16 protein-coding genes are annotated in these 16,940 nt (G+C 71.3%); 10 read left to right on the forward strand and 6 right to left on the reverse strand.

Going from position 1 to position 16,940, the window contains the following annotated elements:
* Both ACTJKJ_RS25215 and ACTJKJ_RS25220 read left to right on the forward strand, forming a co-directional pair.
* Positions 1-831, forward strand: coding sequence for a ferritin-like domain-containing protein (locus ACTJKJ_RS25215; RefSeq protein WP_440822868.1), 831 nt, complete (start codon positions 1-3; stop codon positions 829-831).
* Between the two features lie 57 nt (positions 832-888).
* On the forward strand, positions 889-1,782 hold the full coding sequence (locus ACTJKJ_RS25220) for a DMT family transporter (RefSeq protein WP_147240107.1): 894 nt from the start codon (positions 889-891) through the stop codon (positions 1,780-1,782).
* 16 nt (positions 1,783-1,798) lie between these two features.
* On the opposite strand, the gene ACTJKJ_RS25225 is transcribed toward ACTJKJ_RS25220, so the two are convergent.
* On the reverse strand, positions 1,799-2,272 hold the full coding sequence (locus tag ACTJKJ_RS25225) for an Lrp/AsnC family transcriptional regulator (RefSeq protein WP_147240108.1): 474 nt from the start codon (positions 2,270-2,272) through the stop codon (positions 1,799-1,801).
* Positions 2,273-2,429: 157 nt separating this feature from the next.
* Here ACTJKJ_RS25225 and ACTJKJ_RS25230 point away from each other — a divergent pair, with 157 nt between their 5' ends.
* From ACTJKJ_RS25230 to ACTJKJ_RS25255, 6 genes are all read left to right on the forward strand, one after another.
* Positions 2,430-3,749 carry an aspartate aminotransferase family protein gene (locus tag ACTJKJ_RS25230; protein WP_183490744.1) on the forward strand — a complete coding sequence of 440 codons (1,320 nt, stop codon included), beginning with the start codon at positions 2,430-2,432 and terminating at the stop codon, positions 3,747-3,749.
* 53 nt (positions 3,750-3,802) lie between these two features.
* Positions 3,803-4,825: a DMT family transporter gene (locus ACTJKJ_RS25235; RefSeq protein WP_440822871.1), complete on the forward strand. Its 1,023-nt coding sequence runs from the start codon at positions 3,803-3,805 to the stop codon at positions 4,823-4,825.
* Between the two features lie 129 nt (positions 4,826-4,954).
* Complete coding sequence (locus ACTJKJ_RS25240) at positions 4,955-5,893, forward strand: PIG-L deacetylase family protein (protein ID WP_440822873.1); 939 nt, start codon at positions 4,955-4,957, stop codon at positions 5,891-5,893.
* A gap of 125 nt (positions 5,894-6,018) precedes the next feature.
* A complete protein-coding gene (locus tag ACTJKJ_RS25245; protein WP_440822875.1) occupies positions 6,019-7,014 on the forward strand; it encodes a succinylglutamate desuccinylase/aspartoacylase family protein in 996 nt (331 codons plus the stop codon).
* A gap of 22 nt (positions 7,015-7,036) precedes the next feature.
* Positions 7,037-7,726, forward strand: a complete 690-nt coding sequence (locus ACTJKJ_RS25250; RefSeq protein WP_440822877.1) for a DsbA family oxidoreductase — start codon at positions 7,037-7,039, stop codon at positions 7,724-7,726.
* Between the two features lie 187 nt (positions 7,727-7,913).
* The gene (locus tag ACTJKJ_RS25255) at positions 7,914-8,930 is read left to right on the forward strand and encodes a recombination-associated protein RdgC (protein ID WP_091723621.1); all 1,017 of its coding nucleotides are present in this window, start codon (positions 7,914-7,916) and stop codon (positions 8,928-8,930) included.
* A 97-nt stretch (positions 8,931-9,027) separates the two neighbouring features.
* Here the strand turns inward: ACTJKJ_RS25255 and ACTJKJ_RS25260 are convergent, their stop codons facing one another.
* Complete coding sequence (locus ACTJKJ_RS25260) at positions 9,028-9,609, reverse strand: methylated-DNA--[protein]-cysteine S-methyltransferase (RefSeq protein ID WP_440822880.1); 582 nt, start codon at positions 9,607-9,609, stop codon at positions 9,028-9,030.
* Positions 9,610-9,634: 25 nt separating this feature from the next.
* Complete coding sequence (gene dusA, locus ACTJKJ_RS25265) at positions 9,635-10,681, reverse strand: tRNA dihydrouridine(20/20a) synthase DusA (protein WP_440822882.1); 1,047 nt, start codon at positions 10,679-10,681, stop codon at positions 9,635-9,637.
* 557 nt (positions 10,682-11,238) lie between these two features.
* Here dusA and ACTJKJ_RS25270 point away from each other — a divergent pair.
* Positions 11,239-11,853 (forward strand): hypothetical protein, encoded by a 615-nt coding sequence (locus tag ACTJKJ_RS25270; RefSeq protein WP_440822884.1) that lies wholly within the window; start codon positions 11,239-11,241, stop codon positions 11,851-11,853.
* A 33-nt stretch (positions 11,854-11,886) separates the two neighbouring features.
* Here the strand turns inward: ACTJKJ_RS25270 and ACTJKJ_RS25275 are convergent, their stop codons facing one another.
* The 3 genes from ACTJKJ_RS25275 to ACTJKJ_RS25285 all read right to left on the reverse strand — a co-directional run bounded on the left by ACTJKJ_RS25275 (position 11,887) and on the right by ACTJKJ_RS25285 (position 14,209).
* Positions 11,887-12,165: a DUF3325 domain-containing protein gene (locus tag ACTJKJ_RS25275; RefSeq protein WP_440822886.1), complete on the reverse strand. Its 279-nt coding sequence runs from the start codon at positions 12,163-12,165 to the stop codon at positions 11,887-11,889.
* Positions 12,162-13,757, reverse strand: coding sequence for a PepSY-associated TM helix domain-containing protein (locus tag ACTJKJ_RS25280; protein WP_440822888.1), 1,596 nt, complete (start codon positions 13,755-13,757; stop codon positions 12,162-12,164). Before ACTJKJ_RS25280 ends, ACTJKJ_RS25275 begins: the two co-directional genes overlap by 4 nt.
* A 92-nt stretch (positions 13,758-13,849) precedes the next feature.
* The gene (locus ACTJKJ_RS25285; protein WP_440822890.1) at positions 13,850-14,209 is read right to left on the reverse strand and encodes a DUF3649 domain-containing protein; all 360 of its coding nucleotides are present in this window, start codon (positions 14,207-14,209) and stop codon (positions 13,850-13,852) included.
* 156 nt (positions 14,210-14,365) lie between these two features.
* Between ACTJKJ_RS25285 and ACTJKJ_RS25290 the strand changes: the two genes are divergently transcribed.
* Positions 14,366-16,921 (forward strand): penicillin acylase family protein, encoded by a 2,556-nt coding sequence (locus ACTJKJ_RS25290; protein ID WP_440822892.1) that lies wholly within the window; start codon positions 14,366-14,368, stop codon positions 16,919-16,921.
* Positions 16,922-16,940 lie beyond the last annotated feature (19 nt).

Here is a 16,940-nt window from a genome sequence, read left to right on the forward strand (position 1 = left end):
ATGGAACTTCGAACCCGCGCGCTGCAGGTCCTTCTGATCGCGGACCCGCAGGCCAAGGCGGCCGCGGCTCGCGAGCTGCACGCCGCCGCGACGGCGATGACGGCCGCGCCGGCCGCGCCCAGCCCCCTCCCCGCCCCCGAGGTCTCGCTCGACACCGCCGCCCGCCTCGTTCCGGACACCGAGCCCCCCGGCCGTCCGGCCCGGCCCCGGCTGGTGGCCGCGCTGCAGGTGGCCTCGCGGTCGCCCTACACGCCGGAGGGTCGCGCGGCGCTGCTGCACGCGATCGCGCACATCGAGTTCAACGCAATCAACCTGGCGCTGGACGCCGTCTGGCGCTTCCCCGACATGCCGCGCGCCTATTACCTCGACTGGCTGCGGGTCGCGGCCGAGGAGGCGCTGCACTTCACGCTGCTCGACGAGCACCTGCGCGGCCTGGGCCGTGCCTATGGCGACTTCGACGCGCACGACGGCCTGTGGACGATGGCGATGCGCACCGCCGGCGACGTGCTCGCCCGCATGGCGCTGGTGCCGCGCACGCTGGAAGCGCGCGGGCTGGACGCGACGCCGCCATTGCAGGCCAAGTTCGCCAAGGCCGGCGACGCGCGCGCGGTGGAGATCCTCGGCGTGATCCTGCGCGACGAGGTCGGCCATGTGCGCATCGGCAACCACTGGTACCGCCACCTGTGCCGCGAGCGCGGCCTGGATCCGGTCGCGCTCTACCCCGAGCTGGTCGAGCGCCACGAGGCTCCCAAGCTGCGCCCGCCCTTCAACCTCGAGGCCCGCGGCGCCGCCGGCTTCAGCGACGAAGAACTCGCGTATCTCCGCTCATGAAGGCTGGCGCGAAGCTGCGCCCCGGCCCGTCCTCCGCCATCGTCGACACTCCGCCCCATGACCCGCATCCAAGCCAACCTGCTGCTGACCCTCATCGCGATGATCTGGGGCTCGGCCTTCGTCGCCCAGGCCCACGGGATGGAGAGCATCGGGCCGATGATGTTCACCGGCATCCGCTTCCTGATCGGCGCGCTGGTGGTGCTGCCGCTGATCGTGCGGGAACGCCGCGCGCCCGGCGCGACGGTGCTGCGTGGCGGCGACGCGCTGAAGATCATGGGCCTGGGCGCGCTGCTGACCACCGGCGCGGCGCTACAGCAGATCGGCATCCAGTACACGACCGTCACCAACGCCGGCTTCCTGACCGCGCTGTACGTGCCGCTGGTGCCGCTGCTGGGCTGGCTGCTGCTGCGCCACCTGCCGCACTGGTCGGTGTGGCCGGGCGCGCTGGCCTGCCTGGTCGGCGCCTTCCTGCTCTCGGGCGCGCATGAACTGGACATCGGCCTGGGCGACGCCTGGGTGATCGCCTCCGCGCTGCCCTGGGCGGTGCACGTGCTGCTGGTGGGCATGGTCGCGGACCGGATGAACGCGCCGTTCACCGTCGCCGGCGGCCAGTTCCTGTTCTGCGGCGTGGTGGCGCTGGCCTGGGCCCTCGCCTTCGAGTCCTGGAGCTGGGCCGGCATCCAGGCCGCCGCCGGGCCTATCCTCTACACCGGCGTGCTGTCGGTGGGCATCGCCTTCACCGGGCAGGTGGTGGCGCAGCGCTATGCCCACGCGGCGGACGCCGCGATCATCCTGTCGTCCGAGACGCTGTTCGCCGCCGTCTTCGGCTACCTGATGATGGGCGACCGGCTCAATGCCGCCGGCCTGCTGGGCTGCGCGCTGATCCTGGGCGCGATGCTGCTGATCCAGCTGCTGCCGATGCTGCGCGTGCTGCGGCCGCGCGCCGCCTGAGCGCCCGGCGTCGCGCTCAGTCCAGCGGAAAGGCGCTGGTCTTCTTCACCGTGCGCAGCACCAGCATCGAGTTGGCCTTGGCCACGCCTGGCAGCTGCATGAGCACGTGGGTGTGCAGGCGCTCCAGGTCCTCGGCGTCCTTGTAGGCGAAGCGCAGCAGGTAGTCGTTGGTGCCGGCGACGTAGAAGCAGTCGAGCAGCTCCGGCGCGTCCTTCACCGCCTGCTCGAACTCGGCCAGCGCCGCCGGAGTCATGCGCTCCAGGTTGACGATGGTCCAGCTGGTGCCGGGCTTGCCGATCGCCTTGGGATTGAGCAGCGCGACGACGCGGTCGATGACGCCGCTGTCCTCCAGCCGCTTCACGCGCCGCAGGCAGGCCGACGGCGACAGGTGGACCTGCTGGGCGAGGTCCTGGTTGGAGATCCGCGCGTCGCGCTGCAAGACCGCGAGGATCGCGCGGTCGATCGCATCCAATTGCACTTCCTTGAGCATGGGCGGCATTGTGTTCGACGAATTGCGTTCGCAGCCGCATTGGATTGCGCCGTCGCGGGTTTACCCGCCGCCGGAACGCTCACCGATTGCGCGCCGGCTTGCCTAGACTGCCCCGATCGATCACCCGCGCCGAACGCGCCGCCCCGGGAGCCCCGCCATGTCCACCCCCACCCGTCCCGACCTCGACGCCTACTGGATGCCGTTCACCGCCAACCGGCAGTTCAAGCAGTCGCCGCGCCTGCTGACGCGCGCGGACGGCATGTACTTCACCGACGACCAGGGGCGCCAGATCCTGGACGGCGTCGCCGGCCTGTGGTGCGTGAACGCGGGCCACAACCGGCCGCGCATCGTGCGGGCGATCCAGGAACAGGCGGCGGAGCTGGACTTCGCCCCGCCCTTCCAGATGGGCCATCCCAAGGCCTTCGAGCTGGCCTCGCGGCTGGCGGGCATCGCGCCCGAGGGCATGAACAAGGTGTTCTTCACCAACTCCGGCTCGGAGTCGGTGGAGACGGCGCTGAAGATCGCGCTGGCCTACCACCGCGCCCGCGGCGAAGGCCAGCGCACCCGCCTGATCGGCCGCGAGCGCGGTTATCACGGCGTCAACTTCGGCGGCATGTCGGTGGGCGGCATGGTCGCCAACCGCAAGATGTTCGGGACGCTGCTGGCCGGCGTCGACCACCTGCGCCACACCCACGACATCGCCCGCAATGCCTTCAGCGTCGGCCTGCCGGCGCATGGCGCGGAACTGGCCGACGACCTGGAGCGCCTGGTGGCGCTGCATGACGCGTCGACGATCGCGGCGGTGATCGTCGAGCCGGTGGCCGGCTCGGCGGGCGTGCTGATCCCACCGCAGGGCTACCTGCAGCGCCTGCGCGAGATCTGCGACCGGCACGGCATCCTGCTGATCTTCGACGAGGTCATCACCGGCTTCGGCCGCACCGGGCAGGCCTTCGCGGCGCAGACCTTCGGCGTGACGCCGGACCTGATGACGGTCGCCAAGGGCCTGACCAACGGCTGCGTGCCGATGGGCGCGGTGCTGGCGCAGCAGCGCATCCACGACGCCTTCATGACCGGGCCGGACCACCTGATCGAGTTCTTCCACGGTTACACCTACTCGGCGCATCCGCTGGCCTGCGCGGCGGGGCTGGCGACGCTGGACACCTATGCCGAGGACGGCCTGCTGACGCGGGCCGCGGAGCTCCAGGGCTACTTCGCCGAGCAGCTGCATGCGCTGCGCGGCGAGCCGCATGTGATCGACGTGCGCAATCTCGGGCTGGTGGGCGGCGTCGAGCTGTCGCCGCGCGCCGGGGAGCCGACCCGCCGCGCCTTCGAGACCTTCCTCGACTGCTGGCAGCAAGGCGTGCTGATCCGCACCACGGGCGACATCCTGGCGCTGTCGCCCCCGCTGATCGCGGAGCGCGAGCACCTGGACCGCATGATCGACGCGATCCGCGTGGCCTTGCGACGCCTGAAGTAACCCCGCCCCGAGGCCGGGCGCGCCCGCCGCGGCCTCGGGCATCATCCCGCCCCATGTCCAGCGTCACGACCGATCCGCCCGCCGCGCCCGCCGCGGCGCTCCCACCGCCCGACAGCCCCGCGCCGCACGGCCGGCACGGCTCACACGACCATCCGGGCCATCACGTCCCCTGGCTCTCCTACCTGAGCCTGGCCGCCAGCACCAGCGTGATCGGCAGCTACGTCGGGCTGTCCAAGCTGCTGGTGCTGGTCTTTCCGGTCTTCCTGCTGGCCTTCCTGCGCTTTGGCATGGCCGCGGTGTTCATGCTCCCGTGGCTGCGTCGCGGGCCGGCCGAGGCACCGCTCTCCCGCCGCACGCGATGGCTGCTCTTCCTCGAATCCTTCTTCGGCAACTTCCTGTTCTCGATCTGCCTGCTGTTCGGGATGAAGCACAGCTCGGCGGTCGTGGCCGGCGTGATCATGGCCGGCATCCCGGCGACGGTCGCGCTGATGAGCTGGCTCTTCCTGCGCGAGCGCATCGCCCCGCGCACGCTGGCCGGCATCGCGATGGCGGTCGGCGGCATCGCGCTGGTGGCGCTCAGCAAGCACGGCGACGGTGCCGGCGCGCCGACCTCGGGCTGGGGCGCGCTGCTGCTGGTCGGCGCGATGTGCTGCGAGGCCAGCTACGTCGTCATCGGCAAGCGCCTGACCGCCGACCTGCCGCCGCGCCGCATCAGCGCGCTGATCAACCTCTGGGGCCTGGTGCTGGTCACGCCGCTGGGCCTGTGGCAGGCGATGGACTTCGACTTCGGCGCCGTCGCGGTGAAGGACTGGGGCCTGCTGCTCTTCTACGCGATCGCCGCCAGCACCATCACGGTCTGGCTCTGGATGAAGGGCCTGCAACACGTCAGCGCGGCCAAGGCCGGCGTCTTCATGGTGTTCCTGCCGGTGTCGACCGCGCTGGTGGGGCTGGTCTTCCTCGGCGAACGCATGAACGCCATCCAGCTGGTGGCCTATGCGCTGGCGCTTGGCGGCGTGATGCTCGCCACCTGGCCCGCGAGGGCCCGCACCGCGCTGCCCGCCGGCCCCTCCCGCTGACGCCCCCCGGGAATCACCGGTCTTAGTCCAGTTTTACTACCAATGTAATACCATTTAGGGATTCACCCGCTAAGATGGGCTGATCGAACTTGCCGGAAGCGCTCGCTTCCGAACCGCCCATCCCCGCCGATGAACGCGAACGCCCCTTCCCCGGCCCTCACGCCTCCGCTTCCGACCGTCGTCGCCGCCACCGCCAGCCAGGCGGACTGGGAGTCCTGGATCAGCAGCTGGTATGCCCTCCTGGGGCAGCCACTGCGTACCGGTGTCAGTCCTTTGGCGCCTTCGGGCGCCCGCGGCGCTGCCGATGCCTCGGCCCATCCGTCCCCGCAAGTCCTGGTCTTCGCGCCGCATCCGGACGACGAATGCATCGTCGGCGCGCTGCCGCTGCGCCTGCGCCAGGAAGCCGGCTGGCGGGTGACCAACATCGCGGTGACCCTGGGCAGCAAGCAGCAACGCCGCGCCGAACGCTGGGCCGAACTGGGCGCCGCCTGCGACGTGCTGGGCTTCGACCTGCGCCTGCTGGCCGCCGACGGCTTCGAGCAGGTCAAGCCCGAAGCGGCGGCCGCGCGCACGGCGCTGTGGCAGGAACAGGTCAGGCTGGTCGCCGAGTTGCTGGCGGCGGAGCAGCCGGCGCTGATCCTCGTGCCGCATGCGGGCGACGGCATTCCGACCCACATCGGCGTCCACCTGCTGGTGACCGAGGCGCTGACCCAGGCGCGGATCTCCACCGTCTTCGCCCACACCGAGTTCTGGGCGACACAGCCGGCGCCGACCACGCTGATCGAGACCGGCCAGCGCGACACCGCCCGGCTGGTGCGCGCGCTGGCCTGCCACCACGGCGAGATCGCGCGCAATCCGTATCACCTGCGCCTGCCGGCCTGGATGGCCGACAACGTGCGCCGCGGCGGCGAACTGCTCGCCGGCGCGGGCGAGGCGCCGCCGGACTTCGCCTTCGGCACGCTGTACCGGCTGACGCGCTGGGTCGACGGCGCGCCCACCGGCGACCTGCCCAGCACGCACTGGTCCTGCGACACGCCGCTCGACGCGAAGGCGCTGCTCGGCGGTTGAGCGCCGTCCGCGCCCCAACCTGAACTCATCGCCGGTCGCGCTTTCGGCATACGCGGCGCGCACGCGCGTCCGCGCGGCGGGCCTATGCTCGATGCTTCCCTCTTTCGAGCTCCCTCCCTCACCCCATGAGCGACGCCCGCACCGCCCCCCCGACCCACCTCCGCGTCCACCAGTTCGCCGGCCTGAAACCCGGCCCGAAGCTGCTGGTGACGGCCGCCGTGCATGGCAACGAGGTCGCCGGCGTCGGCGCGATCGAGCGCGTGATGCGGATGCTCGACGAGGGCCGGCTCGCGCTGCTCAAGGGCACGCTGACGATGATCCCCATCGTCAATCCGCTGGCGCACCGGCTGCAGCGCCGCGAGGGCGAGCGCAACCTCAACCGCAACCTGCGCGTGAACCCGATCCCGCAGGACTTCGAGGACCGCATCGCCAATCGCCTGTGCCCCTGGATCGCCGCCAGCGACGTGATGCTGGACCTGCACAGCTTCAACAACCCGGGGCCGGCCTTCGCGATGCTCGGCCCGCGCGACAACGACGGCGAGCTCGAGCCCTTCCGCCACCAGGCCGCCGAGAGCGCGCTGGCGCTCGCGGTGGGCACGTCGCGCATCGTCGAGGGCTGGCTCTCGACGTATGCGCTGGGCCTGAAGCGCCGCGCCGAGAAGGCCGCCGACGGCTCGCGCCGCATGGCGCTGCAGCAGGATCCGCATTACGGCGTCGGCACCACCGAGTACATGCGCAGCACCGGCGGCTACTGCATCACGCTGGAGTGCGGCCAGCACGCCGATCCGCAGGGGCCGGAGGTCGCCTTCAAGGCGATCCTGCGCACGCTGGCGCTGTTGGGCATGGTCGCGGCGGACGCGGTGGAGCCGGCCGATCCGAAGCGGCCGGTCGAGCTGCTGCAGCTCTACGAGGTCATCGACCGCGAGAGCGTCGACGACCGCTTCGAGCGCCAATGGGCCAGCTTCGACCCGATCGCCGAAGGCGAGCGCATCGGCACGCGCGCCGACGGCACGCCGGTGCTGGCGCCCTTCGGCGGCCGCATCGTGTTCCCCAACAACAACGCCGAGCCCGGCCACGAGTGGTTCTACCTGGCAAAGCCCAGCGACCGCGTGTTGACTTGAGCTTCTGGCTAGAGTCGCCGGCATGAACGACACCCCCGCCGCCACCGCCCCCGCCCTCCCCCCGCTGCGCATCGACTTCGTCTCCGACGTCGCCTGCCCCTGGTGCGCGGTGGGATTGAAGTCGCTGGAGACCGCCCTCGCCCGCCTGCCGGACGTGGCCGTCGACCTGCACTTCCAGCCCTTCGAGCTCAACCCCCAGATGGCCCCGGAGGGGGAGGACATCGAGGAGCACCTCACCCGCAAGTACGGCTCGACCAGCGAGCAGCGCCAGCAGATCCGGGCGCACCTGCGCCAGCGCGGCGCCGACGTCGGATTCACCTTCACCGAGGGCGCGCGCAGCCGCATCTGGAACACCTTCGACGCGCACCGGCTGCTGCACTGGGCGGGCCTGCAGTCCGCGCAGGCGCAGCGCGACCTGAAGCTGGCGCTGTTGACCGCGTACCACACCCATGGCCGCAATCCGGGTGACCGCGAGACGCTGCTGGCCGCGGTCCGCGAGATCGGCCTGGACGCCGCCGAGGCCGCCCGCGTCGTCGACAGCGGCGAGTTCGCCGAGGACGTGCGCGAGACGGAATCGCTGTGGCTGGGCCGCGGCATCAGCTCGGTGCCGGCGGTCGTGATCAACGAGAAGTACCTGATCCAGGGCGGCCAGCCGCCGGAGGCCTTCGAGCAGGCGCTGCGCCAGATCGCCGCCGAAGCGGGGCAGGCCTGACCGGCACGCTCCGGCGTCCTGGAGCACGCGCACGGGTCGTCACGCAAGGGGGTTGATCCGCGTCCGGACCGGCCGCCGGATTTGAGACAATCCGCCCATCGTTTGAACGGGGCCACGCGTCGTCCGCTTGGCCCCGTTGTCATTCCTGGCGCGTGCGCGCGCCGTCACCGCCTGACGCAGTTTCCAGATGTTCAAGAACCTGATCGTTTACCGCCTGTCCAACGACTGGCAGCCCAATGCCGAGAAGCTCGAGGACGCCCTCGAGAACGAACGTTTCGCGCCCTGCGGCGCCACGGAAGCCCTGTCGGCCGGCTGGGTGCCGCCGCGCGGCGAGCCCGGCGCCCGGCTGCTGGAGGAGATCGACGGCCACTGGCTGCTGAGCCTGCGCATGGAGAAGCGGGTGCTGCCCGGCTCGGTGGTGCGGGAGAAGGTCGAGGAGATGGTCGAGCGGATCGAGCTCGAGACCGGCCGCCGGCCCGGCAAGAAGCAGCAGCGCGACATGAAGGAGCAGGCCACGCTGGAGCTGCTGCCGCGCGCGTTCACGCTGCAATCGCACCTGCGGGTGTGGATCTCGCCCAAGCAGGGCCTGCTGATGGTGGATGCGGGCTCGATCGGCAAGGCCGACGAGCTGATCACGCTGCTGGTGAAGGCCGATTCGTCGATCAACCTGCACCTGCTGCAGAGCGCCGAATCGCCGGCCGCCTGCATGGCGGCGTGGCTGATGGACGGCGTGCCGCCGAAGGACTTCGTGATCGACCGCGATTGCGAGCTCAAGGCCGCCGACGAGATGAAGGCGGCGGTGCGCTACGCCCGCCACAACCTGGACACCGACGAGGTCAAGGCGCACCTGACCAGCGGCAAGATGCCGACGCGCCTGGCGATGACCTGGAAGGAGCGCGTGTCCTTCACCCTAACGGACACGATGCAGATCAAGGGCATCAAGTTCCTGGACGTGGTCTTCGACGGGCGGGACAAGCCGGCCAAGGACGAGGCCTTCGACGTGGACGCGGCGCTGGCGACCGGTGAGCTGGCGCAGTTGATCCCCGACATGATCGAGGGCCTGGGCGGCGAGCTGGACTTCATCGGCCAGTCGGCCAAGATCGCGGCCGAGCACGCGCCGGGCGGCGCGAAGGCGCCCGCGCCTGCGGCGGCGTCGCCAGCCAAGGATGAGGACCTGGCCACCGAAGCGGCGCCCTGGGATTGAGGCATCGCGCACTGCGACGACCCTCACCCCTGCCCTCTCCCGCAAGCGGGAGAGGGAGTGTTCAGCGCGCAGTCCGCCGCCCGCAGGGAAAAGCCCTTCAGAACAGGTCCTGCTGTTCGCCCGCCTGCTGACCGGTGGCTCGGGCCTCGATCGCCAGGATCTTCAGCTTCGTCGCCACGCCGCCTGCCGCGGAGAACCCCGTGAGGTTCGCCGCCTTGCCCGCCGACGGCGCGCCCATCACGCGGTGGCAGGGCACGATCGGCGCGAACGGGTTGTGCCCCTCCGCGCGGCCGACGGCGCGCGCCGCGCCGGGCTGGCCGAGCCGCATCGCGACCTCGCCGTAGGTCAGCGTCTGCCCGACCGGAATGCGGCGCGTCAGCGCCAGCACCTCGCGATCGAAGGCCGGCACCGCGCTGTCGTCGAGCTCGACCTCGAGCAGGTCGCGCGCCTCGCCCGCGAGCAGCGCCCGCACGCCCTCGCAGGCCGCTTGCACCGTCGCGGGCAGTTCCCCGAACGCCGCCACCTCGCGCGCCGCCGGAAATCGCACCCACATGCGATCGCGGGTCAGCGACGGCGTCTCCTCCGGCAGCTGCGATCCGACGACGCCGCGCTCGGTCCACGCGATGCCGCAGTGGCCGAGCACCGTCGGATAGCAATGGAAGAACACCTGCGGAGCCATGGCGCGATCCTGATCCGCGACGCGGTCAACCCGTGGCAGGAGCGGACTCGACGGGCGGCTTGAACGCCGGATGCTGGCTGGCGATCTCGGCGGCTTGCAGTCGGGCCTCGGTGGCGAGGCGGGCCACTTCGCGCGGCGCCATCGCCTTGAGCTTGTGGTCGGACCACACCTGGCGCCAGCGGCGCGCGCCGGGCAGGCCGTTCCACAGTCCCAGCGCGTGGCGCATCGCCTGCGACCACGGCCGGCCGAGCGCGACCTGGCGGTCCAGGTAGGCCAGCCACTGCTCCTCGACCTCCTCGCGGCGCGTGACCCGCGGCTGCGCCTCGCCGAAGAAGCGCTGGTCCCAGTGCGCCATCTGCCAGGGCTCGTGATACGCCTGCCGGCCGATCATCACGCCGTCGACATGGTTCAGCTGCTCGGCGATCTCGTCGTCCGACTTCAAGCCGCCGTTGATCGCGATCGTCAGCCGCGGGAATTCGCGCTTGAGGCGATGGACCAGCTCGTAGCGCAGCGGCGGGATGTCGCGGTTCTCCTTCGGCGACAGCCCCTGCAGCCAGGCGTTGCGCGCATGGACGATGAAGACCTCGCAGCCGGCCTCGGCGACCTGGCCGACGAAGTCCCTCACGAAGTCGTAGCTCTCGATCCGGTCGATGCCGATGCGGTGCTTGACGGTGACCGGGATGGAGACGGCATCACGCATCGCCTTGACGCCATCGGCGACCAGCGCCGGCTCGGCCATCAGGCAGGCGCCGAACGCGCCGCGCTGCACGCGCTCGCTGGGGCAGCCGCAATTCAGGTTGACCTCGTCATAGCCCCACTGCTCGGCCAGCCGGGCGCAGGCGGCCAGGTCGGCCGGCTCGGAGCCGCCCAGCTGCAGCGCGACCGGATGCTCCTCCGGGTTGAAGTCGAGGTGACGCGGCTGGTCGCCGTGCAGGATGGCGCCGGTGGTCACCATCTCGGTGTAGAGCAGCGCGTGGCGCGTCAGCAGCCGATGCAGGAAACGGCAATCGGCGGTCGTCCAGTCCAGCATGGGAGCGACGGACAGGCGCCAGGGGGAGAACGTCGGGGACATGGGCGCGGATTATCCCGGAGCGCGAATCCCCACACGCCCGGGCGCTGCGCCCGCCTGCCAAGGAAGCACGCGGCGTCGTACCATGCCGACCGCTCATGTACCCGTCCCCTCGCCCGCTCCGGAGCCTTTGGCGTCTCCGCGGCTCCGTCCTCGCGCTGTTGATCTCGGCGTGGCTGCCCCTGCCGCGGGCCCTGGCCGCGACCGAGACCGCGGCGCCGGCGAAGGTGGCGAACAGCGCGAAGACCACCAGCGCCCAGTCGTCCAAGCGGAACTCGGCGTCGTCCACGCGGGCCCCAAAAACCGCGAAAGCCGCGCCAGTCGCGAAAACGACGAGCGCCGCGAAGACGTCGACGGGCCCGAAAGCCTCGAAGACATCGAAGGCTTCGAAGCCATCGAAGGCCTCGCAAGCGTCGAAGGCATCGACGGGCTCGAAGGACGCCAGACGCTCGACGTCGACGGGCATCGCCAAGCCGGTCGGCACCCCGAAAGCGACGGCGCTGGCAGCGACGGCTGCGGCGACGGCATCCGTCGCCACGGTCGCCACCGCCGCGCCGGCGGTGAACGCCGAGGCTGCGGACATCGACGAGCTGCGCGCGCGTCTGGCCGCTCGCACGCTGCTGCTGATGCGGCGCGTCGAGGTCGACGATGTCTCGATCGAGGTCTGGTCGAACGCGGCGCCTCGGCGCTTCTACGTGGCCGTCCTGCAGCACGGCGAGCTGCGGCGCACGCTGGTGTCGTCCGACGAGGCCGAGGCCTGGCAACGTTTCGACAGTTTCCGGCGCATGGCCGCCGCCGGCGAGGTCGGGCGCCCGGTGCTGCTGGGCCGGATGACCGAGGCCGCGCTCCCCGAGCCGCTGCTGCCGGCCGTGCCGCTGACGCCGATCTCCGACGGCCCGGACCTGCGCTTCTTCGGCAGCGCGGTGGAGACCCTGCGCCGCCAGCGCTTTGGCGACGAGGTCGTGCGCCTGGTCTGGAGCGCGGAGACGCAGGAGTATTTCGCCGCCCTCACCCGCCACAGCACGGTGGTCATGATGCTGCGCAGCCGCGACGCCGACGACGCCACCCGCGCCTACGACAACTTCCTGCGCCAGGCCGAGGCCCGCGCCACGCTGCTGCCGGCCGCCGCCGCTTCGGCGGCGGTGTCGACGCCGGCGTCGGCACCGGCCCGCTGACGCCTCACCGACCCGAGGCCCGCCCGGGCGCCCTCAGCCCTTGCGCCGCTGGCGCGCGATCAGCCCCAGGAAGACAAGGCCGGCCGCGACGCTCGTGTGCCCGCTGTAGCTCACCAGCCCCAGGCCCCAGCCCTGCGCGCCGACGACGATCGCCAGGCTCGCGAGCAGCAGCGCCCAGCCGATGATCCGCAGCGCGCGCGTCGCGTCTCGCGACAACGCGCGTTCCAGGACGTCCTGCTGGGCGCGCTCCGTCGCCATCGCCAGCGCGGCGAAGGCCCCGACGCAGATCAGCAGGCTGGCGAGGTGCGTCATCGCGCGCCCTCCACCGCCGCGGCGGCGTCGGCCGCTGGTCGTGCCGGCGTTCCGATGGCCCTCGCCCGGCCTGACCGCGCCGCTTTGGACCGATGCCGCGCCACACGCCTCGCCAGCCCGGCGAGCAGCGCCGCGAAGGCCAGTCCCACGAGCTCGACGCCGGCGAAGGCCCAGTCGCCCTGCGCCAGGCTGCGCCACAACGGGCGATCCGTCGTCAGCGCATTGAGCACCGGCAGCAGCGCCAGGGCCGCGGCGCCCAGCACGAACAGCTCGATCCAGGCGCGCCGCGGCGGCCGCAGCACCGCATGCGCCAGCGCCAGCGCCCAGACGATGAAGACGACGTGGATCTCCCACTCGCCGCGCCGCGCCAGGTCCAGCGGCAGCAGCCGGTTGGCCCAGAGCATGGCCGCCATCGCCAGCGGCAGGCCGGCGATCGCGGCGATGTTGAGCCGCTCCACGATCCGGAAGCCCAGATGGGGCCGCTCCGGATCGGCCAGCTTCTGGCGTCGCTTGACCGTCCACATCACCAGGCCAGTGCCGACCATCGCGGTGCCGGCCAGGCTGACGAGGAAATACAGCCAGCGCGTGGCGCCATCGCCGAAGCGCCCCAAGTGCAGCCCGTACATCACGCCCCGCGTCTCGGCCGCCGCGCCCACGCCCTGCTTTTCCTCGACCACGCGACCGGAGACGCCGTCGAACAGCAGGTACTGGGGGCTCATCGACAGCCGCCCGCCCTCGCCGCGCGCGATCGCCACGCGCGCCGCCGCGTCGCCCGGATTGGCCGCGGTCACCCGCGCCACGCTGCCCGGGCCCCAGCGCCGCTCGGCCTCGCGCACCATCGCCTCGATCGACGCGAGCGGCGCCGCCTCGCCGGACGGCTTGGCCGGCTGGAGGAAGGCATTCATTTCCGAGGTCAGCTGCCGCTTCATCGCTGGCGACTCGATGCCGGCCATCTCAGGCCACGGCATGTAGAGCGTCATCAGCGTCACCAGCCCGGTGTACGTGATCATCAGGTGGAAGGGCAGCCCGAACACCGACAGCGCGTTGTGCGCGTCCAGCCAGGACCGCTGGCCCTTCCCCCATCGGAAGGTGAAGAAGTCCGTGAAGATCTTCTTGTGGGTGATCACGCCGCTGACGATGGCCACCAGCATGAACATCGCCGCCAGCCCGGCCAGCCAGCGCCCCCAGGTCACCGGCAGGTAATGGAACTGGAAGTGGAAGCGGTAGAAGAATTCACCGCCCGGCGTCTCGCGGGCCGCGACCTTGAGGCCGGTCTGCGGATCGAAGTTGGCGTCCTTGAAGGCACGCTTGGCGCCATCCTTGGGCGGCACGCGCCAGAAGGCGTTCGCGATCGGGTGGCGCTCGTCGGGCAGGCGCAGGCTCCATTGAGTGGTGCGGGGCGCGACGGTCTCCAGCGTCTTGGCGATGCGTCCCGCCACGACGGCCGCCTCCGGCCGGTCGGCCTGGTGCGCGATCTCGGGCCGCATCCATTGCGACAGCTCTTCCTTGAAATAGCTGACCGTCCCGGTGAGGAACATCGCGAACAGGAACCAGCCCAGCAGCAATCCGGTCCAGATGTGCAGGTCGGACATCGTCTGCCGGAGGCCGCGCGGCGCGGCCGGGACGCGCGCTCCGATACCGCTGGCGGCGTCGGGCGTGGCGTGAGGGGAAAGGTCAGGGGCGCTCATGGCGAGACGGCCGGCGCGGCGCCATGCCAGACGGACCATGCCAACGGCAGCAACGGCAGCGCGGCCACCAGCAGGCCGATCCAGGCGCGGGTGGCGCTGCGCACCGCGAAGACCCACACGACCGCGGCCACGTAGACCGCGAAGCTGCCCAGCATGCCGCCGATGACGGCCTGGATGCGGCTGACGGGCAGCGCCAGCACCGCGACGCTGGCCAGCGCGGCGAGCGCGTAACCGCCGCCCACCGCCGCGACGATGCGCGAGAGCAAGGGCAGCACGTACCGCAGCCGCGCCAGCGCGCCAGCGCGCGATGTGCCGACGCGGCGCGCGGCGGGGGTCGGTGAGACGGTGACGTTCATGTCATCAGTGCGAACAGTTCTCAAATGAGAATTCCTCGCATCATAGTGGCGGAAACGCCTGGAAACGCGGTGCGGTCGGCTCGGCTGGCGCTCCTCGCCCTATCCTTGTGGCGCTCCGGCCCGCCCGGGCCGCGACAGGCACAAGGGAGACAAGACATGCGAATTTCCGTTCGAGGCGGCCGGCGGCCGCTGCTCGCGCTGACCCTGGGAATGGCCGCGCTGCTGGCCGGCTGCAACGGCGACAGCGACGACGGCGGCGAACCCGCCGCCACCTACCGCGCGGAGATCCGCCGCACCACGATGGGGGTGCCGCACATCAAGGCGCCGGACTGGGGAGGTGCCGGCTACGGCTACGGATATGCGCAGGCCCAGGACGACCTGTGCACGATCGCCAATTCGATGCTGACCTTCCGCGGCGAGCGCTCCCGCCACTTCGGCGCCGACGCGACCATCCCCTTCCAGGGCACCATCGGCCAGCCGCGCAACCTCGATGCCGACTTCTATCACCGGCACGTGCTCAACGACGCGGTGATGCAGCGGCTCATCGCCGCGCAGCCGGACAAGCTCAAGCAACTCGTGGCGGGTTTCGCCGCCGGCTACAACCGCTATGTCCGCGAGATCAAGGCCGGCGCCGAGCCCAGTGCCCATGCGGCCTGCCGCAACGAGGCCTGGGTCGTGCCGATCAGCGACACCGACGTCTTCCGGCGCCTGTATGCGGCGCACTTCGCGGCGGGCTACAGCAACTTCGTCGCGCCCATCGCCAACGCGACGCCGCCGGCCGCGGCCAGTCCGGCGACGGCCACAACCACGGCTACGGTGACGGCAACGGCAACGGCGACGGCGACGGCGACGGCGACGGCGACGAAGGCTGCGCGTCCCTCCGGGCGCCTGCAACTGGCCATGGACCGTCTGCCGACCTTCCAGGTCGGCGGCCATGACGGCGTGGGCAGCAACATGATCGGCTTCGGCACCGCGGCCACCGGCGACGGCAGCCCGCTGCTGTTCGGCAATCCGCACTGGTACTGGCGCGGGCCGGATCGCTTCTACCAGGCGCACCTCACCATTCCGGGTGAACTCGACGTCGCCGGCACCTCCTTCCTGGCGGTGCCCGTCATCCAGATCGGCTACACCGACCACATCGCCTGGAGCCACACCGTGTCGACGGCGCGGCGCTATGGCCTGTTCCAGCTGACGCTGGTGCCCGGCGACCCAACCAGCTACCTGCGCGACGGCGTCGCGACGAAGATGACCGCCCGCGAGATCACCGTGCAGGTGAAGCAGGCCGACGGCAGCGTCGCGCCGGTCACGCGCACGCTCTACGAGTCCCAGTACGGCCCGATCGTCAACCTCGGCGCGCTCAACGCGGCGCTGGGTTGGAACAGCAACACCGTCTTCGCGATCCGGGACATCAACGCGGAGAACTTCCGCGTGTTCCGCGTCTGGCTGCGCTGGAGCCAGGCCAGGACGCTGGACGAGGTGGCGACCATCCAGCGCGAGGAATCCGCCATCCCCTGGGTCAACACGGTGGCCGTGGCCCGTGGCGGCTCTCAGGCCTGGTACGCCGACATCGGCGCGATGCCCAATGTCTCGCCGTCGCAGCTGAGCAACTGCGCGACCGCGCTGACGACGGCGCTCAGCGCGGCCCTGCCCCGCACGCCGGTGCTCGACGGGTCGCGGAGCAGCTGCGACTGGCAGACCGATGCCGATTCCAAGCAGCCGGGCGCGCTCGGCACCTCCCGCATGCCCAGCCTGCTGCGTGACGACTACGTGCTCAACAGCAACGACAGCTACTGGCTTGCCAACGCGGCCGCGCCGCTCACCGGTTATCCGGACATCCTCGGGCCGGCCGGCACCGCGTCGATCAGCTTCCGCTCGCGGCTGGCGCACCTGCTGGTCCAGGACCGGCTGGCCGGCAGCGACGGCCTGGCCGGCAACAAGGCCACCAGCGAGACCGTGCGCGCGATGGTGATCAACAGCCGCGCGCTCACCGCGGAGCTCTTCAAGGACCAGGCGCTGGCGATGTTCTGCGCGCCGGCGACGACGATCGCAGTGACCGGCGACTCCGCCACCGGCGAGACCTTCAGCCCGGCGCGCAACGTCGACCCCGCCGAGGCCTGCGCGGCGCTGCAGGCCTGGGATGGCAAGGGGCTGGTGGGCTCGCGCGGCGCGCACCTGTGGGACGAGTTCTGGACCCGCGCGTCGCGGGTACCCGAGGCCTCGCTGTTCCAGGTGCCCTTCAGCAGCGCCGATCCGCTGCGCACGCCGCGCGACCTCAATCCCGCGCTGCGGTCCACGCTGCTGCAGGCCTTCGGCGCGGCCATCCTGCGGGTGCAGGCCAGCGGCTTCGCGCTGACGGCAACCCGGGGCGAAACGCTGTTCGCGACGCGCGGCACGGAGAAGATCCCGATGTTCGGCGGCTGCGGCGCGCAGGGCTACTTCACCGTGGCCTGCGCGCTCAGCCGGCTCGACCAGGGAGGTTACGACCTCAACACGGCGACCAGCGCCAACAGCTACATGCAGGTGGTGCGTTTCCCCAGCGAGGGCGTCGAGGCCTACACCTTCCTCACCTTCTCGCAGAGCGACGATCCGGCGTCCCCGCACTTCAGCGACTACACGCGCGCCTACAGCGCGGGACAGTGGCAGCGGATGCCGTTCTCCGAGGCCGACATCGCGAAGGACCCAGCCTTGGTGACGAAGACCATCAGCGAGTGATGCAGGCGCGGGACTGTCG

This window comes from Roseateles sp. 22389 (assembly GCF_052044995.1).
GTDB lineage: Bacteria > Pseudomonadota > Gammaproteobacteria > Burkholderiales > Burkholderiaceae_C > Roseateles.